The organism is Antribacter sp. NEAU-D49, from assembly GCF_057158775.1.
Map to the genome: position 1 here is coordinate 70,841 of NZ_JBXTSN010000013.1, position 26,657 is coordinate 97,497.

The following is a 26,657-nucleotide window of genomic DNA, read 5'->3' on the forward strand; positions in this document are numbered from 1 at the left end:
GGCCGCCCCCCACGTCTGGGGGGCTTGGGGGGGGGGGGCCCCCCCCCCACCCCCCCCCCCCCCCCCGACGAACTGCCGAAGCAATGTGCGTCAGGCGCCCGGCGGGTCCCAAGCCCTCGGCAGGTCCCAGGCCCGTGCTCCGCCCACGAGGGCGGCCGAGTTGGGCACGACGACGACGTCGTCACCGAGGCGTGCCAGCGCCGACGCGGTGATCCGCCGTGAGTTGCCGCCGCCGACGTAGAGGCGGTCCCAGAGGAAGACGGGTCGCAGGCCTTCCACCATGGTGACGACCCGGCGCGACCACAGGGCGTCGCCGAGCCGACGTCGTTCCGGCTCGCCGACGTACTGGTCGTACGTGAGGTTCCGGCGCACGGGCGCGTGCGACCACTCCAGGTGCGGTGCGAGCCGGCCGCCGTGGAACAGTGCCGAACCGAGCCCGGTCCCGAGAGTCAGGACGAGCTCCAGCCCGGACGCCGCGACGACGCCGGCCCCGTGCACCTCGGCGTCGTTGAGCACGAGCGACGGGAGACCGAGGCGCGCGGACACGGCCGCCTGCATGTCGAAGCTGCGCCACTGCGCCTGCAGCGCGGGATCGACCCGGGAGCGCGGGCCGGACCGCGTGATGTAGTGCGGCGTGTGCACGACCACGCCGCGGCGGATCATGCCGGGCATGCCCACCGTGGCCCGGCGGGCGGACGGCAGCTCCGCCGCGATCCCGGCGATCGTCTCGACGAGCAGCGCCGGGGGGAGCGGGTAGGGCGTGGGGACCCGGACCGGGTTGGCATGGGCGGTACCCGCCGCGTCGAGCACCGCGGCCTTGATGCCGCCGCCGCCGCAGTCCACCGCCAGCGTCAGGGTGTCGTCCATGCCGTCACTGTAGGTCGGGGCTGGGAGAATGGACGGCGTGAGCGACACCCCGACCGTCCGCGTCCGCCTCGACCTGGCCTACGAGGGCACACGATTCGCCGGCTGGGCGCGGCAGCCGGTCCTCCGTACCGTGCAGGGGGCCCTCGAGGAAGCCCTGGCGATCGTGCTGCGCACGGAGCCCCTGGGTCTTCCCGAGCCGCGGCTGACGGTTGCGGGCCGCACGGACGCAGGGGTCCACGCCCGTGGTCAGGTGGCCCACGTCGACGTCCCCCGCGAGCGGTGGCTCGCTCTCCCGGGGCGGTCCGGGCGGGAACCCGGCGACGCGCTGGTGACCCGGCTCGCGGGCGTCCTGGACGCCGACCTGGTGGTCCACCGCGCAGCCCCCGCGCCGACGGGGTTCGACGCGCGGTTCTCGGCGCTGCAGCGCAGCTACACCTACCGCATCGCCGACGATCCGGCGCTGCGTGACCCGCTCCGGCGTTCCCACGTGCTGTGGAACCGGCGCAGGCTCGACCCCGGCGCGATGGCCGAGGCGATGGCACCGCTGCGTGGCGTGCGAGACTTCGCCGCCTACTGCAAGCCACGGCCGGGTGCCACGACGATCCGGGAGCTCCAGGAGATGACGTGGGAGCGACCGGAGGACGGTCCGGACGCGGGCCTGGTCGTCGCGCACGTCCGCGCTGACGCGTTCTGCCACAACATGGTGCGTGCGCTCGTCGGCGCATCGATCGCGGTGGGGGAGGGTCGGCAGCCCGTCGGCTGGCCGGCCGAGCTGCTCGCCTCCCGGCGGCGCGACTCAGGAGCCAAGGTGGTGCCTCCCCACGGGCTCGTGCTCGAGTCGATCAGCTATCCCGCCGACGCCGAGCTCGCGGCCCGTGCGGACCTGGTCCGAGCCAAGCGCATGGACGAGGACGTGTGGGAGATCCCCGCGAGATAGGCCCGCGTCGCACGAGACAGGTGAGGGCAGGGCGGGTGCCTCGTTCCTCGGCCCCCACCCTGCACTGCGCTCCGGTCACGGCTCCTCGCTGATGAGTCGCCGCGACCTGCACTCCGCTACGGGCGGGTGCCTCGTTCCTCGGCCCCCACCCTGCACTGCGCTCCGGTCACGGCTCCTCGACCCAGTGGACCGCGGCCTCCTCCGCGCTGGCCCCGGCACCGTCGATGCCGGCGTCGTCGCCGTAGACGTCGTTCTCACGCGCTCCGTCCTCTCCCGGGTCCGCGTCCGAGTCCGCGACCAGGCGACCGGCCCGTGTGGTGTCGGGGCGGCTCAGCGGGTCCTGCTCCCAGAAGTCGGGCTCCTCCTCCGCGAGGCGCCGGTCCATGGGCTCGCCGTGGACCTCCTCCCAGGGGGTCTCGCCCCAGTGGTTGGAGCGAGGGCGCTCGGGCGGTGAGTAGCCCTCGTCGAGCACGTCGTCACCGCCGCGGTCGAGGAGCGTGTCGTCGTTCTGCAGCTGGTTCGTGTCGCCCTCGGCCCCGGTCTCCGGGTCGGGCGACGTCGCTGGGGTGTCGGCTGTCATCCCCCTACCGTGGCACTGCCTGTGCGGAGACGCTACCTGCGGAAAACCTTGCCGTCGGCCCATATCACAAGCAGAGGTTGCACCCCGAGGCCGTGCGGGTAACCTCCAGGCATCGCAGAGGGGTGCGACGGGGTACAACGGGGGCAGCTCAGGGGCGCGGGGGCGCTAGGGACGGGCGGAGGCGCAACGGCGTTTCCGCCCGTCCGTCGTCCCGGTGTGACCAGTTCGACGACCGTGTGACGCGCTCCGCTTTGACCGCCCTCCCCCGAGCCGGGTATCGTGGTGAGTCGTTGTGCTATCCCTCCGACGTCCTGCGCTCGGCAGTGCGCCCACTCGCGTGCCGGCGTCTGGCCCGGTCGTCACCGGAGGTCCCGCGCACAACAACCGACTCTTCGGGCGCCGCTTCTCGCCCGACGACACCAAACACGAAAAGGTTACGAACCGTGCGTACGTACACCCCGAAGCCCGGCGACATCCAGCGTGACTGGTATGTCGTCGACGCGACCGACGTCGTCCTGGGCCGTCTGGCCACCCAGGTCGCCACCCTCCTGCGCGGGAAGCACAAGCCGACCTTCGCTCCGCACGTCGACGGTGGCGACTTCGTCATCGTCATCAACGCGGAGAAGGTCGCCCTGAGCGGCAACAAGCGTGAGACCAAGCTGGCATACCGCCACTCCGGCTACCCGGGCGGTCTGCGTTCCGTCGCGTACGGTGAGCTGCTGGAGAAGAGCCCGCGCAAGGCCATCGAGAAGGCCGTCCGCGGCATGCTGCCGAAGACGTCCCTCGGCCGCGGCCAGATCGCAAAGCTCAAGGTGTATGCGGGTGCCGAGCACCCGCACGCCGCGCAGCAGCCCAAGCCGTTCGAGATCACCCAGGTTTCGCAGCAGGCCTGAGGCCTCTGCTAGACGTAACGCGAAGGACACCAAGTGGCCGAGACCACCGTCGACATCGAGCTGGACGACGAGACGCCCAGCACCTACACATCCGAGACTGCCGCACCCGCGACGCGCGGCCAGTCGATCACCGCCCCGGGCCAGGCCCTCGGGCGCCGCAAGGAGGCCGTGGCGCGCGTGCGCCTCGTCCCCGGCACCGGCACCTGGAAGATCAACGGCCGCACCCTTGAGGACTACTTCCCCAACAAGGTGCACCAGCAGCTGGTCAACTCCCCGCTGAAGCTCGTCGAGGTCGAGGGCCGCTTCGACGTCATCGCCCGCATCACGGGTGGTGGCTCGTCCGGCCAGGCCGGCGCGCTGCGCCTGGGCGTTGCTCGCGCGCTCAACGCGATCGACTCCGAGTCGAACCGTGCGGCGCTCAAGAAGGCCGGCTTCCTCACCCGCGACGCTCGCGTCGTGGAGCGCAAGAAGGCCGGTCTCAAGAAGGCCCGCAAGGCTCCGCAGTACAGCAAGCGCTGATCGGTTCTCTCGCTCAGCGAGAGACCGTTCTGCACAGACGGCCCCGCCGGACTCTGTCCGGCGGGGCCGTCCCGCGTCCTGTTCGGGGTCGCGTCTCGTATTTCGGATTCCCCGGCCCGGCCGCTACCGTGATCAGGATCGACCGACGCGCGCCCCGAGGCGCGGCGTGGCTGGGGCTCGGGCCCTGGAATCACCCACAAGGAGGACACGCATGGGCAGGCTGTTCGGCACGGACGGCGTACGCGGGCTAGCCAACCAGCACGTCACGGCGGAGCTGGCGCTCGCGCTGGGGAGCGCGGCGGCGCGGGTCCTCACGTCGGCGGTCCAGCCGGGCCACCGCCCGCGTGCGATCGTGGGTCGCGACCCTCGAGCCTCCGGCGAGTTCCTCTCGGGCGCCGTCGCCGCGGGCCTCGCCTCTGCCGGCGTCGACGTGGTCGTCCTCGACGTTCTGCCGACGCCGGCGCTCGCCTTCCTCGTGAGCGACCTCGGTGCCGACCTCGGCGTCATGGTCTCTGCCTCGCACAACCCGATGCCTGACAACGGCATCAAGTTCTTCGCCCGAGGAGGCCTCAAGCTCGACGACGAGCTCGAGGATCAGATCGAGGCCCGCCTCGACGAAGAGTGGGACCGGCCGGTGGGCGCCGCCGTCGGGCGGATCCGGGGTGATGCGGGGGTCGCGGCCGCCTCCTATGTGAAGCACCTGACGGAGACCGTCGGCACGACGCCGGACCTCCGGCCGCTCGAGGGCCTCCGGATCGCCGTCGACTGCGCCAACGGCGCGGCGAGCGACGTGGGCCCCGCAGCGCTCCGGGCGGCCGGAGCAGACGTGGTGGTCATCAACGCGAGCCCTGACGGGCGCAACATCAACGAGAAGTGCGGCTCCACGTACCCCGAGCAGCTGCAGGCCGTCGTGGTGGCGTCCGAGGCCGACTTCGGCGTCGCCTTCGACGGTGACGCCGACCGCTGCATCGCCGTCGACCACACGGGCGCGCTCGTGGACGGGGACCAGATCCTGGGCATCCTCGCCCGTGGGCTCAAGGCCGAGGGGCGCCTCCCGCAGGACACGCTTGTGGTGACCGTGATGAGCAACCTGGGCCTCGTCCTCGCGATGCGGGAGCAGGGCATCCGGATCATCCAGACCGCCGTGGGGGACCGGTACGTGCTGGAGGAGATGCGCGCGCACGGGTACGGGCTGGGCGGCGAGCAGTCGGGCCACATCATCCTGGCCGACTACGCCACCACGGGCGACGGAGTGCTCTCCGCGCTCCACCTGGCGGCCCGCGTCAAGGCCGCCGGCCGTCGTCTCGCGGAGCTCGCCGCGGACGTGCCGCGGCTCCCGCAGACGCTCGTGAACGTCAAGGGCGTCGACAAGGCGCGTGCGGGCGCCGACGTGGGGGTGAAGTCTGCGGTGGCCGAGGCCGAGGCCCGGCTCGGCGACACCGGCCGCGTGCTGCTCCGCCCGTCGGGGACCGAGCCGCTCGTGCGTGTGATGGTGGAGGCGACCACCCAGGCGGAGGCTGACGCGGTGGCCGCGGACCTGGCCGGCGTGGTGCGGGAGCGGCTCGCGCTCTAGCCGGGAGGCGGCCCGGCGGCAGGATCCGGGGGTGGATCCAGGGGATGACCCTGGTGACTCTCAGGGTGCCCGGATGCGTACGCTTGAGCCGACGGCACCTGCTGGTGCCACCCTCTCTTCCCCGGCGTCCCGGGGCTGACGAACCGAGGTCTTGTGCTCGAACCGCTGACCGTCATCCTGGGCTCGATCGAGTCCTGGATCCTCGCCCTGGCGGCGTCGCCGTGGGTGTACCCGGCCATGTTCGGCTTCGCCACGATCGACGGGTTCTTCCCGCCGCTCCCGAGCGAGTCCGTCGTCATCACGCTCACCGTCGCCGCGCACGCGACGGGCACGCCGATCCTGCCGCTGGTGCTGCTCATGGCCGCGGCGGGAGCCTGGGTGGGCGACATCATCGCTTACCACATCGGCCGGGCCATCGGCACCGAGCGCGTGCCGTTCCTGCGGGGGCCGCGCGGCCGCAAGGCGGTCGCGTGGGCGGAGCGGGCGCTCTCCCGCAGGGCGGCGTCGTTCATCCTCGCCGCTCGCTACATCCCCATCGGCCGGGTCGCCGTGAACATGACGGCTGGGGCCGTCGGCTTCCCGCGGCGCCGTTTCGTCGGCATCGCGGCCGTGGCTGCGGTCATGTGGGCCATCTACTCGATGCTGATCGGGCTGGTCGCCGCGGAATGGCTCGGACACGAGAACACGCTGCTCGCGATCGTCTTCGGCGTGGTGCTGGGCGTCTCGCTCGGCTTCGTCGTGGACAAGATCGTCATGTGGATCTCGCGGCGCGACGACCGAGCGGACCGCGACGATCCGACGGCGGCGTCGGACCCCGGCGGGGAGGCCCGGGTGACCGTTCCGACGCGGGGCGACGACCCGGCGTCGGGCACCGACGGCGGCGAGGGCCCCTCGGCTCGCTAGAGCTTGCGGAGGCGGACCCGCTGCACCGTGTGGTCCGAGCCCTTGGTGAGCACCAGCGTGGCACGCCCCCGGGTGGGGAGGATGTTGTGCTCCAGGTTGGGGGCGTTGATGGACTCCCAGATGGAGAGGGCCCGCGCGGTCGCCTGCTCGTCGGTGAGGTCGGCGTAACGGCGGAAGTACGACTCCGGCCGGGTGAAGGCCGTGCGACGGAGCTCCAGGAAGCGGTCCACGTACCACTGCCGGATGTTCCGCGTCCGGGCGTCGACGTAGATCGAGAAGTCGAAGAAGTCGCTGACAGCGACGGTGGTCTCGTCGACGGCGCTGGGCCGGGCCGGCTGCAGCACGTTGAGGCCTTCGACGATCAGCACGTCCGGCTTGCGGACCACCACCTCCTCGCCGGGGACGATGTCGTAGGAGACGTGGGAGTAGACGGGTGCCCGCACCTCCGCCTGCCCTGCCTTGACGCGCGACAGGAAGCGGATCAGCGCCCTCCGGTCGTACGACTCGGGAAACCCCTTGCGCTCCATCAGGCCACGCCGGGACAGCTCCGCGTTCGGGTAGAGGAAGCCGTCGGTGGTGATCAGCTCGACGCGAGGGGTCTCGGGCCAGCGGGCGAGCATCTCGCGCAGCACGCGGGCGGTCGTCGACTTGCCGACGGCGACGGAGCCGGCGACGCCGATGACGTACGGGGTGCGGGGCGGGTCCTCGCGGAGGAACGTGGACGTGGCCTCGTGGAGGCTCGTCGTGGCGTTCACGTACAGGTTGAGCAGGCGCGACAGGGGGCGGTACACCGCGTCGACCTCGGCGAGGTCGATCGGGTCGCCGAGTCCGCGCAGGCGGGTGACGTCGTCGTCGGTCAGCGGGAGGGGCGTGGACGCGGAGAGCTTGCTCCAGGCCGCCCGGTCGAGGTCCACGTACGGGGACGCCGGCGCGAGGGACAGGAGGTGCTCGCCGACATCTGTGCCGGAGAACTGGGAAACCACTTGCATGATTCTGCCGTACGCGGTGCTGTGTCCTGCGTCATGGGGCCGAAACAAGCAGCCGGTTAGACTCGGCCGCATGTGTGGGATCGTCGGATATACAGGTCTGGGTCAGGGCGCGGTCGATGGCGTCGCGACGCCGTCGCGGACGCCGTTGGAGGTCGCGCTCGAAGGGCTGCGCCGGCTCGAGTACCGGGGGTACGACTCCGCGGGCGTCGCGCTGGTTGCCCCGGGCTTCGAGCGGGTGGCCTCCGCCAAGAAGGCGGGCAAGCTGGCCAACCTGGTCGAGGAGGTGGACCTCCACCCGCTGCCGGACGCGACGGCGGCCATCGGCCACACCCGCTGGGCGACGCACGGCGGCCCGACCGACGGCAACGCCCACCCGCACCTGGCAGACGGCGACCGGCTCGCCGTCATCCACAACGGCATCGTCGAGAACTTCGCCGCGCTGAAGCAGGAGCTCCTCGCCGACGGCGTGACGTTCCGCTCCGAGACCGACACCGAGGTGGCCGCGCAGCTCATCGCGAAGGCCTACCGCGAGACCGGTGACCTCACGGCGGCCATGGGCGTGGCCGCCCGCCGGCTCCACGGCACGTTCACGCTGCTCGCCGTGCACACCGACGTCCCGGACACCGTCGTGGGCGCCCGGCACGACTCGCCGCTCGTGGTCGGGCTCGGCGAGGGCGAGAACTTCCTCGGCTCGGACGTCGCCGCGTTCATCGCGCACACGCACGAGGCGCTCGAGCTGGGCCAGGACCAGATCGTCACGATCACACCCACGTCGGTGGCCGTGACGGACTTCGACGGCAACCCCGCCGAGGCCAAGCGCTTCACCGTCGACTGGGACGCCGCGGCCGCCGAGAAGGGCGGCTTCGACTCCTTCATGGACAAGGAGATCCACGACCAGCCGCACGCGGTGGGGGACACGCTCCTGGGCCGCACGGACGCGTCGGGCGCCCTCGTGCTCGACGACCTCCGGATCGACGAGTCGCTCCTGCGCGCGGTGAACAAGATCATCGTGGTGGCCTGCGGTACCGCCGCCTACTCCGGCCACGTGGCGAAGTACGCGATCGAGCACTGGTGCCGCATCCCCGTCGAGGTCGAGCTGGCGCACGAGTTCCGCTACCGCGACCCGATCGTCGACGAGAAGACGCTCGTCGTCGCGGTGACCCAGTCCGGCGAGACCATGGACACGCTCATGGCGGTACGGCACGCCCGCGAGCAGGGCGCCAAGGTGATCTCCATCGTGAACACGCACGGGTCGACGATCCCGCGCGAGTCCGACGCCGTGCTCTACACGCACGCGGGTCCCGAGATCGCCGTCGCCTCCACGAAGGCGTTCCTCGCCCAGATCACCGCCGCGTACCTGCTGGGCCTGTACCTGGCTCAGCTGCGGGGCAACAAGTTCCCCGACGAGATCGCGACGATCCTCGACGAGCTGCGTGACATGCCCCGGAAGATCCAGACGGTCATCGAGCGCGGCGAGTACGTGCGCGCCACGGCCCGCTCGATGCGTGACGCGTCGTCGGTGCTGTTCCTCGGCCGGCACGTGGGTTTCCCGGTCGCCCTGGAAGGTGCGCTCAAGCTCAAGGAGCTGGCCTACATCCACGCCGAGGGCTTCGCCGCCGGTGAGCTCAAGCACGGCCCCATCGCGCTCATCGACGAGGGGCAGCCGGTCTTCGTGGTGGTCCCGTCCCCGCGGGGACGCGACTCGCTCCACTCCAAGGTGGTCTCGAACATCCAGGAGATCCGGGCCCGTGGCGCCCGGACGCTCGTCATCGCCGAGGACGGCGACGACGAGGTGCGCAAGTACGCGGACGAGATCTTCTGGATCCCGCAGGCGCCCACGCTGCTCCAGCCGCTGCTGGCCGTGGTTCCCCTGCAGATCTTCGCGATGGCACTGGCGACCGCCAAGGGCCTCGACGTGGACCAGCCGCGGAACCTGGCGAAGTCCGTCACGGTGGAGTGAGCGGGCCGGGGCGGTGCGTAGGGTGACCCCATGATCATCGGCGTGGGCATCGACGTGGTCGACGTCGACCGGTTCATGGCGACGCTCGAGCGCACGCCCCGGCTCCGCGAGAAGCTCTTCACCGAGGACGAGCGGGACCTGCCGGCCTCGTCGCTCGCGGCCCGGTTCGCCGCCAAGGAGGCGATCGCCAAGGCGCTCGGGGCGCCGGGCAACCTACGGTGGCACGACGCGACGGTGCACCGGGTCGTGGGCGGCCCGCCCGAGGTCGAGCTGCGGGGAACCGTCGCGGCCCGGGCCACCGAATTGGGGGTGCGCTCGTGGCACCTGTCGATCTCCCACGACGCCGGCATCGCCTCGGCCATGGTCGTCGCGGAGGGGTGAGCCGCCCCGGCGCGAGCGGCTCACCCCTCGGCTCTGGCGCTACTGCAGGGCCGGGATGACCTGGCGGCCGAACAGCTCGAGGCCCGACCGGTCGTAGGCCGCCTCCAGGAAGTACGTGATGGCGTAGCCCATCCCGCGTGCTTCCATGGCCTGAAGCTTCTCCACGAGCTGTTCGGGCGTGCCCGTCAGGTAGGCGTTGCGCCACGACCCGGCGATCTCCTGCTCGGCCCGCTCCGGGGCCCACCTGCGCAGGTGCGACTCGATCCAGGCGAGCTTGTCGGCCACGTCCTTCTCGGTCTCGCCGATCACCACGTTGTAGTCGGCCGTCCGTGTGATCTGCCCGAAGTCGCGGCCCACGTCCTTGCAGTGCTGCTCCAGGATCCCGGACTTGTGCGAGAAGCCCTCCGGCGAGCCGTCGAAGTTGGTGTACTGCGCCCACTGGGCGGCGATGCGCAGCGTCTTCTTCTCGCCGCCTCCGGCGATCCACAGGGGGATCGACGGCTTGCCGTCGACCTGCTGCAGCGGCTGCGGGTAGCAGCGTGCGCCGTCGACCTGGTAGCGCGTGCCGTCGAAGGTGGCGGAACCCTCTCGCCACATCTGCGCCATGATCTGCACGCCCTCGTCGAGCGCGCGGAGGCGCTCGCCGGCCGTGGGGAAGCCGTAGCCGTAGGCGCGCCACTCGTGCTCGTACCAGCCGGCCCCGATGCCCATCTCCATCCGGCCACCGGAGATCAGGTCGGCCGTCGAGGCGACCTTGGCCAGGTACGAAGGCTCGCGGTAGGCCATGCACGTGCACATCTGGCCCAGGCGGACGCGCTGCGACGCGGCGGCGAAAGCCGCCATGAGGGTCCAGGCCTCGTGGGTGGCCTCGGTGGTGACCTGCGGGACCGTGTGGAAGTGGTCGTAGACCCACACGCTGTCCCAGGCGAAGCCCCCGCCCGGGACGGCCTCGCCGGCGGCCGCGTTGTCGGCGTGGTGCAGGAGCCCGAGCATGGTCTCCCAGTGCTTCTCCGGGGCGATGCCCACGAGGTCCATCCGCCAGCCCTGAGGAATGAAGAGTCCGAATCGCATGCGCCGAGCCTAAGGGCCGGGAGGCCTCCGCGGCGGGGTTCATCCACAGGTCGTCCGACGGGAGCCCTCGAAAGGGGCATCATGTCCCCATGATCCAGGCGTGGACTGCATCCGACGTGCGCGCGGCAGAGGAGCCTCTCCTCGCGGCCGGCGATCCGCTGATGGCTCGCGCGGCGTACGCGCTCGCCGAGGCCGTGGTCCGGGACGTCGCCCGGCGGCGGCCTGGCCGCCCCTCGCGACCCTCCCGCCTCCGTGGAGGGCTCGGTTCCGACGGGCTGCCGGGAGAGGTCGCGCTCCGGGCCGCGCGCCCCTCCCGTGGTACGCGAGAAGCGGTTCGCGGAGCGCGGGCGGTCCTCCTGGTCGGCGGGGGGAACAACGGCGGGGACGCGCTGTTCGCCGGCGCCCACCTGGTACGGCAGGGCCTGACGGTGACGGCCGTGGTCGTCTCGCCGGCAGCGCACGACGAGGGCCTCGCGGCGTTCCGCGCCGCGGGCGGCACGGTGGTCGGCCTGTACGAGACTCGCGTGCCCGCGGTCGTGGAGCAGGTCCGCACGAGCGACGTGGTCGTCGACGGCCTGGTGGGCATCGGGTCCCGTGGCGCCCTCCGCCCGCCCGCGGGCGGGCTCGTGCGGGCGCTCGCCGACGCGCGGCGCGAGGCGGAGTCCTCGGGCGGCGTGTGGCCCTGGGTCGTCGCGGTCGACATCCCCAGCGGCATCGGGGTCGACGACGGCTCCGTGCCCGGTCCGGTGCTGCCCGCCGACCGGACCGTCACGTTCGGCGCGCTCAAGCCCGGGCTCGTCCTGCCGCCCGCCGTGCACCTCGCGGGCGAGGTCGAGGTCGTCGACCTGGGACTGCGCCTGGGCGCGCGCCGCCCCGGCGCGGCCGGTGCACCCGGGCGGGGCACGCCGTCGTCGGGCAGCGTGCGGACCCTCACCGGGGGCGACGTCGCCGCCCTCCTGCGCGTGCCCGGACCGCACGACCACAAGTACACGCGCGGCGTGGTCGGCGTGGTCGCCGGGACCTCCACCTACCCGGGCGCGGGCGTCCTCGCCACGTGCGCGGCCGTCCGCGCCGGCGCGGGCATGGTGCGCTACCTCGGGCCCGCACGGGTCGGTGACCTCGTGGTCACGCGGCGGCCCGAGGTGGTGACCGCCGGGGGCCGGGTCCAGTCCTGGGTGCTCGGCCCGGGGATCCCGGCCGAGGGGGACGACGACGGCCAGCACCGGCGCGTCTTCGGGGCGCTCGCTGCGGTCACGGGCGTGCTGTCCGCCGACGTCACCGGAGGCGCCGTCCCCGCCGTGCTCGACGCCGGGGCGATCGACCTGCTCGAGCACCGCTGCCCGGCGTTCGTCGTGCTGACTCCGCACGCGGGCGAGCTGGCGGCGCTGCTCACCCGCGTGGGCCACGACGCGGACCGGGCCGCCGTGGAGGCGGAGCCGCTGCGCTGGGCCCGTGTCGCGCACGAGGCGACCGGTGCCACCGTGCTCCTCAAGGGGTCGGTCACCGTGGTGGTCGGGCCCGAGGCGGCCTACGCCCAGGCCGACGCGCCCGCATGGCTCGCCACTGCCGGTGCCGGCGACGTGCTCGCGGGCCTCCTCGGGACGCTCCTCGCCGCGCGCTGCGACGAGGTCCTGTCCAGGCCCTCGCTCGCGGCCGAGCTCGCCGCCGCCGCTGCGCTGGTGCACGGGCGCGCCGGATGGATCGCGGCGCGGGCGGCGGGCGGCGGCGCGACGGGGCCCGTGGTGGCGCTCGATGTGGCGGAGGCGCTGCCCGCCGCGGTCGCCGAGGTGCTCGCGGAGGCCTGACCGGGGGCCAAGATCCCCCGGCCGGGGCGCGGGATCCCCCGAGCGGGGGAGGGTCCGACCGGCGTCGTCCAGGAGTGTTGGAGACACCAGCCCCTGTGACGAAAGGACCTCTCATGGACCGCTCCAACCGCCTCGCGCTGACCGGCGCCACGGCGCTCAGCGGAGTCGCGGCCGCCCTCGGCGCCGTCTGGCTCCTCGGCTCCGGGGCCGGCTACTACGCCGACCCGATGCACTCCGTCGTCGGCACCCTTGCGGGCGCCGCCGCCGCGAGCCTGCTGCACACCGTCGCAGCCCTCGTGGGTGTGGCGGCCGGCGTCGCCGCTCTCGCCGGTGTCTTGTCCCGCCGGGCGGTCGTCGTCACGGCCGTCGCCGAGGTGCTCGTGTTCGGGTTCGCCCTGGCGGGCCTCAGCACCCTCTCGACCGTCGGCTACCTGGTCGCGATGGCCATGCCGGTGGCGGTCGTCGTCATGCTGGTCCAGGTGGTGCGCCGGTACCCCGTGGCGCGCTGGACGGCGGGCGTGCCCGCCCTCCTGCTCCTCGCGGCCGGCGCCGTCCTCGGGCGCGACTCGCTCGTGGCGCTCGTCGGGGAGCTCACCCCGGCGCTCGTCCGCGAGCTGCCCAACATCGGTGCCACCCTCCTGCTCGTCGGTGTCGGGGCCGCCTGGGCGGCCACCGCGTCGACGACGCTCTCCGGCTCGCAGCACCTGGAGCGGGCGACCGCCTGGGTGGTGCGTCACCGCGTCGCACTCACGATCGCAGCTGCCTGCGGCCCGCTGCCGTACGCGCTGGTCCGGCTCACCTGGCTCTCTCCCTGGCCGATGTTCGGCCAGGGAGTCATCGACGACCTGCCCACCCGCATCTGGGGCGTGGTCCTCTCGAGCGGCGCCTGGCTCGGCTTCGCCCTGACGATCGGACTCATCCGTCCCTGGGGCGAGGTGTTCCCGCGCTGGATGCCCGGCCTGGCCGGAAAGACCGTCCCCGTCGCGGCGGCGGCCGTGCCCGGCGGCGCCATCGCCGCGGTGCTCACCTTCTCGGCGGTGCCGCTGCTGACCATGATCCCGTCCGACGGCGTGGTCCAGACCCTGGCCTCGGCCGTCTTGTTCCCCTGCTGGTTCTGGGGGCCGATGCTGGCCCTCGCGGTCTGGGGCTACGTGGCGCACCGCCGGGGCGCCGACGGTTCGCGGCCTGATCGCGCCGCGGCGACCTCGGCCGCCTGACCGGCATGAGAGAGGATGACGGCATGCCGAGCACGCTCCGCCGCCTGGTCCACCGGTCCGCCTGGCTCATGCTCGGCGCGGCCATCGGCCTGGCCCTGGTGCTGCTCGGCGTGACCGTCGTGCAGTCGGTGCACCTCGGGGCGCCCGTGGGGCTCGTCGTGGTCCTGACCGTCCTGGCTGCGGGCGCCCTGGGGCTCGTCCCCGGGGCGCGCGAGCTCGAGGTCACCGCCGCGCGGGCCATGCTCCACACGGAGGCCGAGGTCGTGGTGCCGCGCCGCACCCGCCCCCTGCACCGCGTGCAGACGGCCGCCTGGGTGCTGTTCCACCAGCTCGCCGGCCTCCTCGTCGCGACGGCCCTCTTCGCGGGCGTCCCCTACGCGGTGCTCGCCGGCGTCGAGGCGGTCACCGGCCGCACCATCGGCACGTTCCTGCCCCCGCCGTCGGGCGCGGTGGAGGCTGCGGTCCGGGTGGTGCTGTGCGTCGTCGTCGGCCTCGTCCTGGTGTCCCTCGCCTGGCCGGCCGGGTGGCTCGCCGCCCGCCTTGCCGGGCGGGCTCTCGGGCCCACCGCCCACGACCGGCTCGAGGTCGCGCTCGACCGCGCGAGCCGGGAGGCCGAGCACACCCGGCTCGCCCGCGAGCTCCACGACGGGATCGGCCACGCCCTCACGATCATCAGCGTCCAGGCCGCCGCGGGCCGCCGGGTCGCCGGCCGCGACCCGGCGCTGGCCGCCGAGGCGCTCGCCGCGATCGAGGACACCGCCCGCGGGGCGCTCACCGAGCTCGACGACCTGCTCGGGGTGCTGCGGGCGGACCGCGGCGGGCCGGGGGCCGGACCGGACGAGGACGGCGCGCGTGCCGATCTCGCGACCGTCGCGGACCTCGACGGGATCGTCGCAGCGCACCGGCGGGCGGGGCTGGAGATCGAGGCCACCGTGGACGCACCGCCCGTGCTGCCGGCCCTGCTGCGTCGCACCGTCGACCGGATCGTCGCCGAGGCGCTCGCCAACGCCCACCGGCACGGGGGCGCCGGCGCGGTCCGGCTCGTCGTCCGCCACACCGCTGAGGAGCTCGTCGTGGAGGTCACCAACCCGTTGCCCGGAGGCGCCGGGCGGGCGTGGCGCCAGGGCCGCGGTGGCCGCGGGCTGGCCGGGGTCCGTGAGCGGGTGGCACTGTTCGGCGGCACGGTTGTCGCGGGGCCCGACGGCGACCGCTGGACCGTCCGCGTGACCCTGCCCCGGCCCGCCGTCGAGGCCGCACCCGAGGAGGACCGATGACTGCCGACAGCAGCCGGCCCGTGACCGTCCTGATCGCCGACGACGAGCCCCTGGTCCGGAGTGGCCTCCGGCTCATCCTCGACAGCGAGCCCGGCCTGCAGGTGGTGGGCGAGGCCGGTGACGGGTCCGAGGCGGTGGCGCAGGCCCGGCGGCTGCGGCCCGACGTCGTCTGCATGGACGTGCGCATGCCCGGCGTCGACGGCCTCCGCGCCACCGAGCTGGTCCTCCGGCTCCCCGACCCGCCCAAGGTGCTCGTGGTGACCACCTTCGAGCACGACGACTACGTGCTGGACGCCCTCACGGTGGGCGCCTCCGGGTTTCTCCTCAAGCGTGCGAGCGCCGACGAGATCGTGCAGGCGGTCCGCACGGTCGCCGTCGGGCAGAGCCTGCTCTTCCCCGAGGCCGTCCGCTCCCTCGTGCGCGGGCGCAAAGGCACGGTCGGGGCTTATGCGGGGCCGCCGCTGACGCCTCGGGAGACCGAGGTGCTCGGGCTCGTGGCGCAGGGGATGACGAATGCCGAGATCGCTGCCGAGCTGGTCGTCGGGGTGGAGACGGTCCGCACGCACGTGGCCTCCGTGCTCGGGAAGCTCGGCGCGCGGGACCGGACCCAGGCGGTCGTGACCGCCTACCGGACCGGGCTGGTCGAGGTGTGAGCCCCGCCCCCGTGGCGGACGGCTAGGGTGGCTGCGATGGACGAGCGGGTGGTGGCCTGGGGCCAGGAGCTGGCGGTGGTGCACGAGCGGCTCCGCGACGCCCTCGAGGTGGCGCGCGCGGCGGTGCACGACGGCGGCTCGACCCCCGCCGCGGCGCGCGAGCTGCGGCTGTTCTGCCTGGGCTTCTGTGCGGCGCTGACGGGACACCACCGGGGCGAGGACCGCACCCTGTTCGAGGTGGTCCTGGCCGAGCGGCCCGACCTGGCACCTGTTGTCTCCGCCCTGAAGCAGGACCACAACGTGCTGGACCACCTGCTCGGCGAGCTGGACCTGGCGGTCAGCTCCGGCCTCCCGGCCGAGGACCTGCTGCGCCACCTCGATGGCATCGACGCCATCATGGAGACCCACTTCAGGTACGAGGAGAAGATGCTCGTCCCGGTGCTGGACGCGACGGCCCGTCAGGACCTGGACCGCAGGGAGCTGTTCGGGCCGCTGGGTTGAGGTGGGTGCCGTCGCGCGGTCACGCAGGCGCCCGGGCTGCGAGGTACGTGTCCTCGCCGGAGTAGTCGAAGTAGCCGCGGAAGAACGGATGATCGAGCGCGCGCTGCTCGACCTGGGTGCGGACCAGCCAGTCGACGGTCTCGCGGACCGTCTCCGCGTACGTCCCGACGGGTTCGTACCCGAGGGCGTGCGCGGCGGACAGGTCGAGGACGATCGGCGACGGCGTGCTCCACGGCGTTCTGCCGATGCCCGCCGCGGCGGTCACCGGCTCGTCGAGCAGCACCTCGTCCCAGGAGTGGTCCAGGAGCCTGGCGATGGTCTGCGCGATGGCGCGTGCATCCGGTGCGTCGGGGTCGGCGCTGTTGAGTACCCGAGCGCCGGGCCGTGCGGCCACCACCTCGACCAGGGCCGCCAGATTGGCCGCAGCCGTCGGGTGGTCGACGCCGCGGCCTCGGTCGGCGAGGAGCAGGGTCCGCCGCCCGTCGAGAGCGCGCCGGACGAACACCCACTCGCGCGCGGGAACCGCGCCCTCGCCGTGCACCTTCGAGGCGCGGACCACCGTGACGGGGCAGCCGGACCCGAGGAGCTCCTGCTCGGCTGCCACCTTGTTGGCGCCGTAGCCGGCGGGGGAGTCGAAGGCGCCGCTCCGGTCAGGGGCCATGGTCGGTGCGTCCTCTCGGACGAGGCCCTCGAACCGCGGCTTGACCGGTGAGTTCACGTGATTGCCGCTCGCGTCCACGTAGACCGCCTTGCTGGAGATCATCACCGTCGACGCCACGTGCGGCAGCAGCGGCAGCAGGCCGCGCGCGTCGGCGGCCGTGAAGCACAGGCAGTCGACGAGCAGGTCCGCACCAGCACCGAGCAGCCGCGCGGTAGCAACGTCGTCGGTCCGTCCGAGCGCGTGGAAGGCAGCGCCCGCGTCGACCAGGTCGGCCGGGAGACGGGCAGCGTCGCGGCCCGTCAGGTCCACCCGCCAGCCGGATCGCAGCAGACGACGGGCCACCGCCCGCCCCACGAGGCCGGTCCCACCGAGGATCACCGCTCTGCGCATCGGGCGATCCTAGGGTCCGGGCTAGGTGCCAGTGGGCCGCCCACGGTGCTGCAACCTACAGCGAACCTAGTAAAGGTACTAAGATGAACCGAAAAATAGTCTATTTATCGAGTTGCTTGGGGGTCTCATGCGGTCGTTCGTCGACCTGGATGTACTGATCGGGCGTGTGCCGTTCGACGTCGTTGCGAACCTTCGAGTGATCGATACAGGTCGCGGTAGTGAGGCGCTCTTCCAGGACAAGCTTCCGCAACTGCTCACCAGTCTCGCCGATCGCGCTCGTGTGGCAAGCATCGAGGCGTCCTCCGCTATCGAAGGTGTCGTGGTTGAGAGCAGGGAGCGAGCGGATCTCATCCTCCGAGGTCAGCCAATGACGTTGCGGGACCGCAGTGAAAAGGAGCTGGCGGGGTACAGAGCGGCCCTTGACTACCTCTACCGCGAGGACTGGAGACCGCTGAACGTCGGGCTCGTGCTCCACCTGCACCGGTTGCTGTTCTCGTACACGGATCTCCCAGGGGGCGCGTTCAAGACGTCGGAGAACGTCGTCGTCGACCGCCTTCCTGACGGAACGCACGTCAAGAGGTTCACGCCTGCTTCCGTGGACCAGACGCCCTGGCTCATGGACGAGCTTGTCGCGAGGTTTGCCGGGGCGGCCGGGGCCGACCGGCATCACCCGATACTCCTCGTAGGGCTGTTCGTCCTGGATCTCCTGACGATCCATCCGTTCCTGGACGGCAACGGCCGGGTTGCCCGGGCGCTCACCAATGCCCTTCTCCAGGACGGGGGCTACGAAGTGACGCGATACGTCTCGCTCGAGGCGTCGATCGCCACGTCCTCGGACAGCTACTACGACGCGCTGAAGTTCTCCACGCACGGGTGGCACGAGGCGGAACATGATCCATGGCCTTGGCTCCGCTACTTCGTCCGAGTCGTTCGCGGCGCGTACGAGGAATTCGCGTCGGTCACCTCGCTCGCGCGTGCCGGCTCCACCAAGCAGGACAGGGTCCGGTCGTACATCCTCGAGCACGCTCCGTCGTCGTTCCGGCTGGCCGACATCCGGATGGCGCTGCCCGGGGTGAGCGATGCGACGATTCGCGTCGTCCTCGACTCGTTGCGTACTGATGGCCGGATTGCCGTCGACGGTGTCGGCCGCGGAGCAACCTGGAGCCGCCTCACCTGACCGGGCCGGCCCGCCGGCGGACCTGCCGCGGAAAATGTGGGCCCCGTCACGTCCGAGTGCTGTGACTTCTCGCCCTTCCGAGCGTCAAGGGTGCATGAGCACCAAGACAGACCTGACGTCCGTGATCGACCACCTGGCCGGGTTGGACACGATCGCGCTCCGGGTCACGCGGGGCGTGCCGGACCTCGTGGACCGGCTGCTGGGCGGCTCCGGTGACAGCACCGGCGACGGCGCCGCAGGCGGCACGGACCTCATCACGATCGACGTGGTGACGGGGTCCCGCTCGGCGACCGACGAGGTGGTCTCCCGGTACGACCTGCAACCTCAGTCCTCACCGGGAGACCTCGGGCTCGCCCGGAGCTGGGTGTGGGCGGGGCCGGTCGCCGACCTTCCCGGAACGGTGCCGGTGGTGGTGCGCCTCCGCCTCGTGGAGGACGTGAGCGGCTGAGCTCAGCGCGGCAGGTGCGCCTCGATGGTCTCGACGATCGTGGGGTCGTCGGGCGTGGTCGTGGGGGCGAACCGCCGCACGTCACCGCCGGGCAGCACCAGGAACTTCTCGAAGTTCCAGCGCACGCGGCCGGTGTGGCCGTCGGCGTCGGACGACTTCTTGAGCTCGGCGTAGAGCGGGTGCGTGTGCCGGCCGTTGACCTTGACACGTGACACGACGGGGAACGTCACGCCATAGGTCATCGAGCAGAACTCGGCCACCTTCTCGTCCGTCGCCAGCTCCTGGAAGAACTGGTTGCTCGGGAATCCCACGACGGTGAAACCGCGGTCGGCGTACGTCTTCTGCAGCTCCTCCAGCGTCGCGTACTGGGGCGCCAGACCGCACCGGGACGCGACATTAACGACGAGGACGACGTCGTCTCGGTGGGCGGCGAGGGAGGTCTCGCTGCCGTCCATGGCCAGGAACGGGATGTCGTAGAGAGTCACGCCGGCCATTGTGCTCCTCCTGGCGGGCCCAGGACAGGTGCCAGGGGCGACCACCGCGGCGGGTTACCGTGAAGCGTGACCCAGGCTCCGCCGTCGGCCCCCCGGAACCCCACGAGGCCTCTGCCCGTCCGGGACGGGCTCAACCCGACCCGGCTCGTGCTGCCGCACGACGCGGCGACCGTGGCCCGGTACACCCGGGCGCTCGACTACCTCCTCGACCGCTTCCCCGACGACGTGGCGCGCCTGGAGGAGAAGGTGGCCGCGGGCGAGGTCATCACCGGGCGGGGCGAACCGCTGACGGCGAGCACCCCCTACGAGCCACGCGGCTTCCTCTTCCTCTACCGGGACCCGCCGCCCGAGGACGTGGTGCCGTTCGAGGTCGACGTGCTCCACCGGGACGAGAACCTGCTCGCGGTCGACAAGCCCCATTTCCTCGCGACGATGCCGCGAGGCCGCTGGATCACCCAGACGGTCCTCGTGCGGCTGCGGCGAGACCTCGGGCTGCCCGACCTCTCGCCCGCCCACCGCCTGGACCGGCCCACGGCGGGCGTGCTGGTGCTGACCGTGCGGCCCGAGGTCCGCGGCGCCTACCAGGAGGCCTTCGCCCGGCGAGAGGTGACCAAGGTCTACGAGGCGGTCGCGCCGCTGCGCGACGACCTCGACCTGCCGCGCACCGTCCGCTCCCGGATCGTGAAGCTGCGGGGCGTGACCCGCGCCCAGGAGGAGCCGGGGGAGCCCAACGCCGAGTCGCGCGTGGCGCTCGCCGCCCGCGACGACGTGCGCGGGCTCGGCCTGTACCGGCTCGAGCCGCACACGGGCAAGACGCACCAGCTGCGCCTGCACATGGCGTCGCTCGGCATCCCGATCCTCCACGACCCGTTCTGGCCGGTGCTCCGCGAGACCGACCCCGACGACCACGCCCGCCCGCTCCAGCTCCTCGCGCGGTCCCTGGAGCTCGTGGATCCCTTCACCGGCGAGCGGCGCCGCTTCGAGTCGCGGCGCTCGTTGTCGGAGTGGCCTCCTCGCTGAGGGCAGAGGTGCGAGAATCGGTGACCGTGAGCACCACGCACCTGGAGGACGGGACCGCCGCGTTCCCCGCGGAGTTCCCGGCACGCGCCGTGATCGATCTCGCCGCGATCCGCGACAACGTCGTGGCGCTGCGGGACGCCGCACCCACGGCCGCCCTGATGGCGGTGGTGAAGGCCGACGCCTACGGGCACGGGCTCGTGCCGAGCGCGTGGGCGGCGCTCGCGGGCGGCGCCACCTGGCTCGGCGCGGCGCAGGTCGCGGAGGCTCTTCAGCTGCGCGCCGAAGGCATCGGACCCGACGCAGCGCGCATTCTGACCTGGCTCTACGCGCCCGGCGCGCCGTTCGAGCAGCTCGTCGCGGCCGACGTGGACGTCGCCGTCGGCGCAGCCTGGGCCCTGGACGAGGTGGCGGTGGGCGCTCGCGCTGCCGGGCGGCCCGCGCGCGTGCACCTGAAGATCGACACAGGCCTGGGCCGCAACGGGATCATGCCCGCCGACCTGCCCGCCGCGCTCGCACGCGCCGGCGCGCTCCAGGCGGAGGGTGTGGTCCGGGTCGTGGGCCTCATGTCGCACTTCGCGGTGGCCGACGAGCCGGAGCACCCGACGGTCCTCGCCCAGGCGGCCGTCTTCGAGGGCGTCGTCAAGGAGGTCGAGGCCGCGGGCTTCGACCTCGAGGTGCGCCATCTCGCCAACTCGGCCGCGACCCTCACCAACCCGTCCGTGCACTACGACCTGGTGCGCCCCGGCCTCGCCGTCTTCGGCCTGTCGCCCGTGCCGCGGCTGGGCGCCCCGGGCCACTACGGGCTCACCCCCGCGATGACACTCGAGGCGCGGCTCGCCACCGTCAAGCGGATCCCGGCGGGCAGCGGGGTGTCGTACGGCCACTACTACACGGCCCCGCAGGACACGGTCCTCGCGGTGGTCCCCCTCGGCTACGGCGACGGGATCCCGCGGCACGCGTCGGGCGGCTCGCTCGGCGAGGGCGGGCCGGTCCTGGTGGGCGGGGGTGTCGGGGACCTCGCGACGCCCGGCGCCGGCTCCGGCACCGTCCGGGTGCTCCGGGTCGCGGGCCGTGTCTGCATGGACCAGGTCATGCTCGACCTGGGCCCCTATGCCACCGAGCAGGCCGGTGACGTGGTCACCCTGTTCGGCGCGTGCGACGGCCTCGCCCATGCGGGCGCGCCGAACGCCGAGGACTGGGCCCGTGCCGCGGGCACCATCAGCTACGAGATCGTCACCCGGCTGGGCGCGCGCGTGCCGCGCGTCTACCGGGGCCAGGATGCGCTCGGCTCCGGTGCGGCGCGCGCGGCGCGGGGAGAGTGGTCATGAGCGGCAGTACTCCGGGACTCACCACCGTCGAGCTCGACCTGCCCGACGCGGAGTCCACCCGTGGGCTCGGGCGGGCGCTCGCGAGCGTGCTGCGGGCGGGCGACCTGGTGATCCTCACCGGTGACCTGGGGGCGGGCAAGACCACGCTCACCCAGGGCCTCGGCGCGGCGCTGGGCATCCGCGGCCAGGTGGCGTCACCCACGTTCATCGTGGCGCGCGAGCACCCGCCGCTGCCCCGGCCCGACGGCACCCGCGGCCCGGCGCTGGTGCACGTCGACGCCTACCGGCTCGGCTCCCTCGCCGAGCTCGACGCGCTCGACCTGGACTCCACGCTCGACGAGGCCGTCACCGTGGTCGAGTGGGGCCGGGGCCTGGCCGAGGCGCTCACCGACGACCGGCTCGAGATCGACCTCCTGCGGCCCCGCGGGGCGGGAGGCTCTGGCGGGGCCGGGGCCGGCGCAACGGACCTCGACCTCGGCGACGACCCGGAAGCCGGGGTGCGGCGCGCGACCGTCCGTGCCGTCGGGCCGCGGTGGGCCGGCGTAGACCTGGCCGCGGTGCTCGGGGCCTCCTGAGCGGGCCCGTGCCGAACTAGGCTGGGACCGTGCCAGTTCTCGCTCTCGACACCTCAGCAGCCGTCGCCGTCGCCCTGGTGGGCGAGGACGGGGCCCGTCTCGCTTCTCGTACGTCCGACGAGCGCCGTCGCCATGCCGAGTCGCTCGCGCCGCTGATCGCCGAGGTCCTGGCGGAGGCAGGGGTGGACCGCTCCGACCTGACCGCGGTCGTGGCGGGCACGGGCCCCGCCCCGTTCACGGGCCTCCGCGTGGGCCTCGTCACTGCTCGCACGCTCGCGCTCTCGCTGGGCATCCCCGTGCTCGGGGTCCCCAGCCTGGACGCGCTCGCGGTGCAGGCGGTGAGCGACCTCGGCCTCCGGCCGGGTGACGAGGTGCTCGCCACCTCCGACGCGCGCCGCCGCGAGGTCTACTGGGCCCGGTACCGCGTGGTCGCGCACGAGGGCCCGGGCGGTGTCCCGGTCGTGGAGACCCTCGCGGGGCCCGACGTCGCCCGGGCCGGGTTCGTCGCTCGGGCCCAGCTGGGTGAGGGGACGAGCGAGGCGGCCGGGACCGCGGCGGTGCACGTCGTGGGGGAGGGCGCGATGCTCTACCCCGACTTCCTGCCGGTCGCCGAGGACGCCCCCCTGGTTCCGGACGCGACGGTGCTGGCCCGTATCGCGCTCGTGCGCCGCGCGCAGGGTGTCGAGCAGCCGTCGGAGCCCCTGTACCTCCGTCGCCCGGACGTGCAGGAGCCCGTCGGCCGGGTGGTGCCCGCGACGGGAGCCTCCGCGTGAGCAGCTGGGGCTGGGGCGGGCAGACCGCGGGAGGTGCGCGCGGGGCGTCGGGCATCGTGCTGCGGCCGTTGCGCAGTGCCGACTTCGATCGTGTGCTGGAGCTCGAGCGGGTGCTGTTCGGCCGCGGCGCCTGGACCTACGGGATGCTCGCCGACGAGCTGGCCGGCCTGGGCCGCTGGTACGTGGTGGCCGAGCCCGACCCGGACGACGCGGTGGGTCCGCAGCCCGTCGTCGGGTACGCGGGCCTGTGGTTCGACGGCGACGTCGCCCAGGTGATGACCATCGGCGTGGACCCGGCGTGCCAGCGGCAGGGCGTCGGGCGTCTTCTGCTCGAGGCGCTCATCGACCGGTCGCGCGCCCTGCGGGCCGAGGCCGTCCTGCTGGAGGTGCGGGTCGACAACTGGGCCGCCCTAGCGATGTACGAGAGGTTCGGCTTCGAGCGCCTCGGCGTCCGCAAGCGCTACTACCAGCCCGAGGACAAGGACGCGTACACGATGCGGCTGCCGCTGCGGTACGAGGACGAACCGGTCGCCGACGCCGGGCCGGGGGTGCGGCCGGGTGGTCGCCCGGACGGCGGGGCGGGCGGCCGGGCGGGCGACGGGGCGGACCATCAGGGCCGGCCCGACCACGAGACGGGGGACGCGGCATGACGCGCGAGCAGGTGCTGATCGGGACCGAGGAGCTGGCCGCCGACCTGGGGCTCGGTGCCGGCCTCGGCCGGACCGACCCGGCGGAGGGCGCGCCGGTGGTGCTCGACGTCCGCTGGGCGCTCGGGATGACCGACGGTCATGCCCGGTACCTCGCGGGCCATGTGCCGGGGGCGGTCTACGTGGACCTGGAGTCGGAGCTGGCGGCTCCGGCGTCGGCCGCGGAGGGCCGGCACCCGCTGCCGTCCGCCTCGGCGTTCCAGGAGGCGGCGCGCCGCTGGGGGGTGAGCGACGACTCCCGGGTCGTCGTCTACGACACGGTGGGCGGTACCTCCGCCGCACGCGCCTGGTGGCTCCTGCGGTACTTCGGGCTGGACGACGTGCGGATCCTCGACGGCGGGCTGCCTGCCTGGGAGGCGGAGGGACTCGGAACCGAGGTGGGCGAGGTCGAGCCCGAACCCGGCGACGTGGTGGTCCGGCCCGGTGCGCTGCCCGTGCTCGACGCCGACCAGGCGGCGTCCCTCGCCGCCGGTGGTGGACTGCTCCTCGACGCTCGCGCGGCGGAGCGCTACCGCGGCGAGACGGAGCCGGTCGACCCGCGGGCGGGGCACATCCCCGGTGCCCTCAGCGCGCCGACCACGGGCAACCTGTCGGACACGGGCCGCTTCCGTCCGCACCGCGAGCTCGTCGAACGGTTCGCCGAGCTCGGGCTGCGGGAGGGTGTGCCCGTGGGGGTCTACTGCGGGTCGGGCGTGACCGCGTCGCACGAGGTGGCGGTCCTCGCGACCCTGGGGGTGGAGGCCGCGCTCTATCCGGGGTCCTGGTCGCAGTGGGCGAACGACCCGGCTCGGCCGGCGGCGACGGGCGCCGCTGCCTGATCCTCGCGCTCGTCGTTCGTTGTGGGTATGGCTGTGGCGGGAATTCCGACCGGATTCCCGCCACAGCCATACCCACACGCGGTGGGTCGGTTCAGGTAGTTGGCAAAACCAGATAGCAGGCGTAGCCTTCTTCTATGACCGGTGACACCCAGCTCCTCAAGGGCGTGCTGCCCATGCTCGTCCTCGGCGCCCTGCGGGCCCGGGGCGAGTCGTACGGGTACGAGCTCGTCACGACCCTCCGGCAGGCCGGCCTCGACGACCTCACGACGGGGACGCTCTACCCGGTGCTCAACAGGCTCGAGCGGGACGGCTGGGTCACCTCCCGGCTCGTCGCATCAGCCTCGGGCCCGGCCCGCAAGTACTACACGCCCACCGAGTCCGGCGCCGCCGAGCTCGCGCGCGCCCACGGCGCGTGGCTGGACCTCGCGGACGTCGTCGTCGGGCTGCTCGGCAGCCGGGCCGACGACGAGCCCGCGGCCTGACCGCCCGATCCCCACCTGGAGGAACCCATGGACACCATCGCTGCTCCCGCCCGGCCCGCGGCGTTCGGGGACCGGCTCCGGCTCGAGTGGTACCTGCTGTGCCTCGAGACGGCCCTGCAGGACTACCCCGGTCGCCGACGGCGGCAGATCCTGCGTGAGCTGCGGGCCGAGCTGACCGCCACGGCCCAGGAGACGGGCATGGCCGCCGCGCTCGCCGACCTGGGCCGGCCCGGCCGGCTCGCCGCCCAGTACCTCAGCGAGCTGGACGTCCCGCGGCCGCGCTGGAACGACGGCGCGGTGGTCGCGACGCTCGTCGCGTTCGGCCTCCCGCTCTACTTCTGGTTCGGCTACGGCATCGGCGCGTCGGAGGCGCTCGAGGCGCTCGGCGGCGGCTCGGCCGACCTGCGCAGCGTGTTCGGCGTGGAGGTCCGGGCCGTGCACACGGCCGAGGAGCTCTCCATGGCGTTCCTGCCCCACTGGGGGTGGTTCGCCGGTGTCGTCGTCGCCTGGGTCGTCCTCTTCCTGCTCGCCGCTCGCGCGTGGCGCTCGCTGCGCTGACCCGTCAGACGGTGACGGTCGTCAGCGGCATGGACGAGTCGACCGGGATGTCGAGGGCCGACGGCGCCACGCCCGCCCGCACCACGGCCGACCCGAGCGCCGCGATCATGGCGCCGTTGTCGGTGCAGTAGCGGATCGGCGGGATGCGCAGGTTGATCCCGGCCTCGGCGCACCGCTTCGCGGCCATCTCGCGGAGCTGGGAGTTGGCGGAGAAGCCGCCGCCCACCACGAGCGTGTCGACGTCGTGCCGGCGGCAGGCCGCGATCGTCTTGGCCGTCAGCACGTCGGCGACGGCCTCGGCGAACGACGCAGCGACGTCGGCCAGGGGGATCTCCTGGCCGGCGTCCGTACGGGCCTCGACCCAGCGCGCGACGGCCGTCTTGAGGCCGGAGAAGGAGAAGTCGTACGCGTGCTTCTCCTGGTCCTTGCGGGCCGTGAGGCCCCGGGGGAAGCGGATCGCGTGCGGGTCGCCCTCGCGGGCGAGACGGTCCACGTGCGGCCCGCCCGGGTACGGCAGCCCGAGGAGGCGGCCCACCTTGTCGAAGGCCTCGCCCGCAGCGTCGTCGAGCGTGGAGCCGAGCTCCGTCACTCGCGTGGCGACGTCCTCGACGAGGAGCAGCGAGCTGTGCCCGCCGCTCACGACGAGGGCCATGGTGCGTTCGGGGAACGGGCCGTCGACGAGCTGGTCGACTGCCGCGTGGCCGATCACGTGGTTGACGCCGTAGAGCGGCTTGTTGAGGCCGATGGACAGAGCCTTGGCGGCGCTGGCGCCGATCGTCAGCGGGCCCACGAGGCCGGGCCCCGCGGTGACGGCGATGGCGTCGACCTGGCCGAGGTCCACGTCCGCCTCGCCCAGCGCGCGCTGGATGGTGGGCACCATGGCCTCCAGGTGGGCGCGGCTCGCCACCTCGGGGATGATCCCGCCGTAGCGGGCGTGCTCGTCCATCGAGCTCGCGACAGCGTCGACCAGGAGCTCGTTGCCCCGGACGAGGGCGACGCCGGTCTCGTCGCAGGAGGTCTCGATGCCGAGGACCAGGGGATCAGCCATGGGCCTATTATCCCGCGTGCCGGGCCACGGCGGGCCTTGTTGCCTGGAGCGACGG

29 protein-coding genes are annotated in these 26,657 nt (G+C 73.2%); 22 read left to right on the forward strand and 7 right to left on the reverse strand.

Annotated elements, in window-relative coordinates; translation table 11 throughout:
- Positions 1–90 precede the first annotated feature (90 nt).
- A complete protein-coding gene (locus AC060K_RS11870) occupies positions 91–867 on the reverse strand; it encodes an ROK family protein (RefSeq protein ID WP_483765618.1) in 777 nt (258 codons plus the stop codon).
- A 28-nt stretch (positions 868–895) separates the two neighbouring features.
- Here AC060K_RS11870 and AC060K_RS11875 point away from each other — a divergent pair, with 28 nt between their 5' ends.
- Entirely contained in the window at positions 896–1,804 is a 909-nt protein-coding gene (locus AC060K_RS11875; RefSeq protein ID WP_483765619.1) for a tRNA pseudouridine synthase A, read from the forward strand.
- 166 nt (positions 1,805–1,970) lie between these two features.
- Here AC060K_RS11875 and AC060K_RS11880 read toward each other — a convergent pair whose 3' ends face one another.
- Complete coding sequence (locus tag AC060K_RS11880) at positions 1,971–2,384, reverse strand: DUF5709 domain-containing protein (protein WP_483765620.1); 414 nt, start codon at positions 2,382–2,384, stop codon at positions 1,971–1,973.
- A 443-nt stretch (positions 2,385–2,827) separates the two neighbouring features.
- Between AC060K_RS11880 and rplM the strand changes: the two genes are divergently transcribed.
- From rplM to AC060K_RS11900, 4 genes are all read left to right on the forward strand, one after another.
- A complete protein-coding gene (gene rplM / locus AC060K_RS11885; protein ID WP_483765621.1) occupies positions 2,828–3,277 on the forward strand; it encodes a 50S ribosomal protein L13 in 450 nt (149 codons plus the stop codon).
- A 33-nt stretch (positions 3,278–3,310) separates the two neighbouring features.
- Complete coding sequence (gene rpsI / locus AC060K_RS11890) at positions 3,311–3,796, forward strand: 30S ribosomal protein S9 (RefSeq protein WP_483765622.1); 486 nt, start codon at positions 3,311–3,313, stop codon at positions 3,794–3,796.
- A 211-nt stretch (positions 3,797–4,007) separates the two neighbouring features.
- Positions 4,008–5,369, forward strand: coding sequence for a phosphoglucosamine mutase (glmM, locus tag AC060K_RS11895; protein WP_483765623.1), 1,362 nt, complete (start codon positions 4,008–4,010; stop codon positions 5,367–5,369).
- 153 nt (positions 5,370–5,522) lie between these two features.
- Complete coding sequence (locus AC060K_RS11900; RefSeq protein ID WP_483765624.1) at positions 5,523–6,272, forward strand: DedA family protein; 750 nt, start codon at positions 5,523–5,525, stop codon at positions 6,270–6,272.
- Here the strand turns inward: AC060K_RS11900 and coaA are convergent.
- Positions 6,269–7,261, reverse strand: a complete 993-nt coding sequence (gene coaA / locus AC060K_RS11905; protein WP_483765625.1) for a type I pantothenate kinase — start codon at positions 7,259–7,261, stop codon at positions 6,269–6,271. The genes AC060K_RS11900 and coaA overlap by 4 nt on opposite strands.
- Before the next feature lie 70 nt (positions 7,262–7,331).
- Between coaA and glmS the strand changes: the two genes are divergently transcribed.
- On the forward strand, positions 7,332–9,221 hold the full coding sequence (gene glmS, locus AC060K_RS11910; RefSeq protein ID WP_483765626.1) for a glutamine--fructose-6-phosphate transaminase (isomerizing): 1,890 nt from the start codon (positions 7,332–7,334) through the stop codon (positions 9,219–9,221).
- Positions 9,222–9,251: 30 nt separating this feature from the next.
- On the forward strand, positions 9,252–9,602 hold the full coding sequence (locus tag AC060K_RS11915) for a holo-ACP synthase (RefSeq protein WP_483765627.1): 351 nt from the start codon (positions 9,252–9,254) through the stop codon (positions 9,600–9,602).
- A gap of 39 nt (positions 9,603–9,641) precedes the next feature.
- On the opposite strand, the gene AC060K_RS11920 is transcribed toward AC060K_RS11915, so the two are convergent.
- Positions 9,642–10,673, reverse strand: a complete 1,032-nt coding sequence (locus AC060K_RS11920; protein WP_483765628.1) for an LLM class F420-dependent oxidoreductase — start codon at positions 10,671–10,673, stop codon at positions 9,642–9,644.
- A gap of 89 nt (positions 10,674–10,762) precedes the next feature.
- Between AC060K_RS11920 and AC060K_RS11925 the strand changes: the two genes are divergently transcribed.
- From AC060K_RS11925 to AC060K_RS11945, 5 genes are all read left to right on the forward strand, one after another.
- The gene (locus tag AC060K_RS11925; protein ID WP_483765629.1) at positions 10,763–12,478 is read left to right on the forward strand and encodes a bifunctional ADP-dependent NAD(P)H-hydrate dehydratase/NAD(P)H-hydrate epimerase; all 1,716 of its coding nucleotides are present in this window, start codon (positions 10,763–10,765) and stop codon (positions 12,476–12,478) included.
- Between the two features lie 113 nt (positions 12,479–12,591).
- Positions 12,592–13,695 (forward strand): hypothetical protein, encoded by a 1,104-nt coding sequence (locus AC060K_RS11930; RefSeq protein ID WP_483765630.1) that lies wholly within the window; start codon positions 12,592–12,594, stop codon positions 13,693–13,695.
- 23 nt (positions 13,696–13,718) lie between these two features.
- Positions 13,719–14,969 carry a sensor histidine kinase gene (locus AC060K_RS11935; protein WP_483765631.1) on the forward strand — a complete coding sequence of 417 codons (1,251 nt, stop codon included), beginning with the start codon at positions 13,719–13,721 and terminating at the stop codon, positions 14,967–14,969.
- On the forward strand, positions 14,966–15,622 hold the full coding sequence (locus AC060K_RS11940; RefSeq protein ID WP_483765632.1) for a response regulator transcription factor: 657 nt from the start codon (positions 14,966–14,968) through the stop codon (positions 15,620–15,622). Before AC060K_RS11935 ends, AC060K_RS11940 begins: the two co-directional genes overlap by 4 nt.
- Before the next feature lie 36 nt (positions 15,623–15,658).
- On the forward strand, positions 15,659–16,123 hold the full coding sequence (locus tag AC060K_RS11945) for a hemerythrin domain-containing protein (protein ID WP_483765633.1): 465 nt from the start codon (positions 15,659–15,661) through the stop codon (positions 16,121–16,123).
- Positions 16,124–16,142: 19 nt separating this feature from the next.
- Here the strand turns inward: AC060K_RS11945 and AC060K_RS11950 are convergent, their stop codons facing one another.
- A complete protein-coding gene (locus AC060K_RS11950) occupies positions 16,143–17,174 on the reverse strand; it encodes an NAD-dependent epimerase/dehydratase family protein (protein ID WP_483765634.1) in 1,032 nt (343 codons plus the stop codon).
- 127 nt (positions 17,175–17,301) lie between these two features.
- On the opposite strand from AC060K_RS11950, the gene AC060K_RS11955 reads away from it, so the two are divergent.
- Together AC060K_RS11955 and AC060K_RS11960 are read left to right on the forward strand one after the other, a co-directional pair.
- Positions 17,302–18,351: a Fic family protein gene (locus AC060K_RS11955; protein ID WP_483765635.1), complete on the forward strand. Its 1,050-nt coding sequence runs from the start codon at positions 17,302–17,304 to the stop codon at positions 18,349–18,351.
- A 94-nt stretch (positions 18,352–18,445) separates the two neighbouring features.
- Positions 18,446–18,799, forward strand: a complete 354-nt coding sequence (locus tag AC060K_RS11960; protein ID WP_483765636.1) for a hypothetical protein — start codon at positions 18,446–18,448, stop codon at positions 18,797–18,799.
- Positions 18,800–18,801: 2 nt separating this feature from the next.
- Here the strand turns inward: AC060K_RS11960 and AC060K_RS11965 are convergent, their stop codons facing one another.
- On the reverse strand, positions 18,802–19,284 hold the full coding sequence (locus tag AC060K_RS11965) for a glutathione peroxidase (protein WP_483765637.1): 483 nt from the start codon (positions 19,282–19,284) through the stop codon (positions 18,802–18,804).
- Between the two features lie 75 nt (positions 19,285–19,359).
- Between AC060K_RS11965 and AC060K_RS11970 the strand changes: the two genes are divergently transcribed.
- From AC060K_RS11970 to AC060K_RS12005, 8 genes are all read left to right on the forward strand, one after another.
- A complete protein-coding gene (locus tag AC060K_RS11970) occupies positions 19,360–20,313 on the forward strand; it encodes a pseudouridine synthase (protein ID WP_483765638.1) in 954 nt (317 codons plus the stop codon).
- A gap of 26 nt (positions 20,314–20,339) precedes the next feature.
- Positions 20,340–21,641: an alanine racemase gene (gene alr / locus AC060K_RS11975; RefSeq protein ID WP_483765639.1), complete on the forward strand. Its 1,302-nt coding sequence runs from the start codon at positions 20,340–20,342 to the stop codon at positions 21,639–21,641.
- Positions 21,638–22,216, forward strand: coding sequence for a tRNA (adenosine(37)-N6)-threonylcarbamoyltransferase complex ATPase subunit type 1 TsaE (gene tsaE, locus AC060K_RS11980; RefSeq protein WP_483765640.1), 579 nt, complete (start codon positions 21,638–21,640; stop codon positions 22,214–22,216). The genes alr and tsaE overlap by 4 nt, the downstream gene beginning before the upstream one ends.
- Before the next feature lie 29 nt (positions 22,217–22,245).
- A complete protein-coding gene (gene tsaB / locus AC060K_RS11985) occupies positions 22,246–22,989 on the forward strand; it encodes a tRNA (adenosine(37)-N6)-threonylcarbamoyltransferase complex dimerization subunit type 1 TsaB (protein WP_483765641.1) in 744 nt (247 codons plus the stop codon).
- Positions 22,986–23,639 carry a ribosomal protein S18-alanine N-acetyltransferase gene (rimI, locus tag AC060K_RS11990; protein ID WP_483765642.1) on the forward strand — a complete coding sequence of 218 codons (654 nt, stop codon included), beginning with the start codon at positions 22,986–22,988 and terminating at the stop codon, positions 23,637–23,639. The genes tsaB and rimI overlap by 4 nt, the downstream gene beginning before the upstream one ends.
- Positions 23,636–24,514: a sulfurtransferase gene (locus tag AC060K_RS11995; protein ID WP_483765643.1), complete on the forward strand. Its 879-nt coding sequence runs from the start codon at positions 23,636–23,638 to the stop codon at positions 24,512–24,514. Before rimI ends, AC060K_RS11995 begins: the two co-directional genes overlap by 4 nt.
- Before the next feature lie 134 nt (positions 24,515–24,648).
- Complete coding sequence (locus AC060K_RS12000; RefSeq protein ID WP_483765644.1) at positions 24,649–24,996, forward strand: PadR family transcriptional regulator; 348 nt, start codon at positions 24,649–24,651, stop codon at positions 24,994–24,996.
- Between the two features lie 27 nt (positions 24,997–25,023).
- Entirely contained in the window at positions 25,024–25,554 is a 531-nt protein-coding gene (locus tag AC060K_RS12005; RefSeq protein ID WP_483765645.1) for an HAAS signaling domain-containing protein, read from the forward strand.
- A gap of 4 nt (positions 25,555–25,558) precedes the next feature.
- On the opposite strand, the gene tsaD is transcribed toward AC060K_RS12005, so the two are convergent.
- Positions 25,559–26,602, reverse strand: coding sequence for a tRNA (adenosine(37)-N6)-threonylcarbamoyltransferase complex transferase subunit TsaD (gene tsaD, locus AC060K_RS12010; RefSeq protein WP_483765646.1), 1,044 nt, complete (start codon positions 26,600–26,602; stop codon positions 25,559–25,561).
- Between the last annotated feature and the right edge of the window lie 55 nt (positions 26,603–26,657).

What these genes read in the sequence shown, in the direction of transcription:
- AC060K_RS11870 (WP_483765618.1), bottom strand. Translation starts at nt 867, where the DNA reads ATGGACGACACCCTGACGCTGGCGGTGGACTGCGGCGGCGGCGGCATC.
- AC060K_RS11875 (WP_483765619.1), top strand. Translation starts at nt 896, where the DNA reads ATGGACGGCGTGAGCGACACCCCGACCGTCCGCGTCCGCCTCGACCTG.
- AC060K_RS11880 (WP_483765620.1), bottom strand. Translation starts at nt 2,384, where the DNA reads ATGACAGCCGACACCCCAGCGACGTCGCCCGACCCGGAGACCGGGGCC.
- glmM (WP_483765623.1), top strand. Translation starts at nt 4,008, where the DNA reads ATGGGCAGGCTGTTCGGCACGGACGGCGTACGCGGGCTAGCCAACCAG.
- coaA (WP_483765625.1), bottom strand. Translation starts at nt 7,261, where the DNA reads ATGCAAGTGGTTTCCCAGTTCTCCGGCACAGATGTCGGCGAGCACCTC.
- glmS (WP_483765626.1), top strand. Translation starts at nt 7,332, where the DNA reads ATGTGTGGGATCGTCGGATATACAGGTCTGGGTCAGGGCGCGGTCGAT.
- AC060K_RS11915 (WP_483765627.1), top strand. Translation starts at nt 9,252, where the DNA reads ATGATCATCGGCGTGGGCATCGACGTGGTCGACGTCGACCGGTTCATG.
- AC060K_RS11920 (WP_483765628.1), bottom strand. Translation starts at nt 10,673, where the DNA reads ATGCGATTCGGACTCTTCATTCCTCAGGGCTGGCGGATGGACCTCGTG.
- AC060K_RS11925 (WP_483765629.1), top strand. Translation starts at nt 10,763, where the DNA reads ATGATCCAGGCGTGGACTGCATCCGACGTGCGCGCGGCAGAGGAGCCT.
- AC060K_RS11930 (WP_483765630.1), top strand. Translation starts at nt 12,592, where the DNA reads ATGGACCGCTCCAACCGCCTCGCGCTGACCGGCGCCACGGCGCTCAGC.
- AC060K_RS11935 (WP_483765631.1), top strand. Translation starts at nt 13,719, where the DNA reads ATGCCGAGCACGCTCCGCCGCCTGGTCCACCGGTCCGCCTGGCTCATG.
- AC060K_RS11940 (WP_483765632.1), top strand. Translation starts at nt 14,966, where the DNA reads ATGACTGCCGACAGCAGCCGGCCCGTGACCGTCCTGATCGCCGACGAC.
- AC060K_RS11945 (WP_483765633.1), top strand. Translation starts at nt 15,659, where the DNA reads ATGGACGAGCGGGTGGTGGCCTGGGGCCAGGAGCTGGCGGTGGTGCAC.
- AC060K_RS11950 (WP_483765634.1), bottom strand. Translation starts at nt 17,174, where the DNA reads ATGCGCAGAGCGGTGATCCTCGGTGGGACCGGCCTCGTGGGGCGGGCG.
- AC060K_RS11955 (WP_483765635.1), top strand. Translation starts at nt 17,302, where the DNA reads ATGCGGTCGTTCGTCGACCTGGATGTACTGATCGGGCGTGTGCCGTTC.
- AC060K_RS11960 (WP_483765636.1), top strand. Translation starts at nt 18,446, where the DNA reads ATGAGCACCAAGACAGACCTGACGTCCGTGATCGACCACCTGGCCGGG.
- tsaE (WP_483765640.1), top strand. Translation starts at nt 21,638, where the DNA reads ATGAGCGGCAGTACTCCGGGACTCACCACCGTCGAGCTCGACCTGCCC.
- AC060K_RS11995 (WP_483765643.1), top strand. Translation starts at nt 23,636, where the DNA reads ATGACGCGCGAGCAGGTGCTGATCGGGACCGAGGAGCTGGCCGCCGAC.
- AC060K_RS12000 (WP_483765644.1), top strand. Translation starts at nt 24,649, where the DNA reads ATGACCGGTGACACCCAGCTCCTCAAGGGCGTGCTGCCCATGCTCGTC.
- AC060K_RS12005 (WP_483765645.1), top strand. Translation starts at nt 25,024, where the DNA reads ATGGACACCATCGCTGCTCCCGCCCGGCCCGCGGCGTTCGGGGACCGG.
- tsaD (WP_483765646.1), bottom strand. Translation starts at nt 26,602, where the DNA reads ATGGCTGATCCCCTGGTCCTCGGCATCGAGACCTCCTGCGACGAGACC.